The following is a 374-nucleotide window of genomic DNA, read 5'->3' as shown; positions in this document are numbered from 1 at the left end:
CGGCAATCCAGGTAACGATGTTCCAGACGATGGCGCCGACGAGAGCCGAAAAGATCACTGCCGGAGTGACAATGGTGACGTCGACAATGCCTTTTCCCACGGTCTCGGCGACATGAAGACCAAAGAACATGAATGCGATGAAATTGAAGAATGCCGCCCATAAAACCGCATATTGCGGCCTCAGCACGCGGGTGGAGACGATGGTGGCGATGGAATTTGCCGCATCATGCAGGCCGTTCAGAAAATCGAAGAACAGCGCGACGACAACGAGGCCGGCCAGCACGGGAAAGGCGATGGTGGGTTCCATCGCCTAGACGTTCTCGATGACGATGCCGCTGATCTCGTTGGCGACGTCCTCGAAGCGATCGACCACC

1 protein-coding gene is annotated in these 374 nt (G+C 56.7%); it reads right to left on the bottom strand.

Going from position 1 to position 374, the window contains the following annotated elements; all coding sequences use genetic code 11:
• On the bottom strand, positions 1 to 307 hold a 307-nt coding region (locus X744_RS139605), incomplete at its 3' end, for an inorganic phosphate transporter (protein ID WP_023763268.1).
• Between the last annotated feature and the right edge of the window lie 67 nt (positions 308 to 374).

Source organism: Mesorhizobium sp. LNHC252B00, assembly GCF_000502955.1.
Classification (GTDB): domain Bacteria; phylum Pseudomonadota; class Alphaproteobacteria; order Rhizobiales; family Rhizobiaceae; genus Mesorhizobium.
Note: the sequence above shows the minus strand (reverse complement) of the source record. Positions and strands in the feature narration are given on the sequence as shown.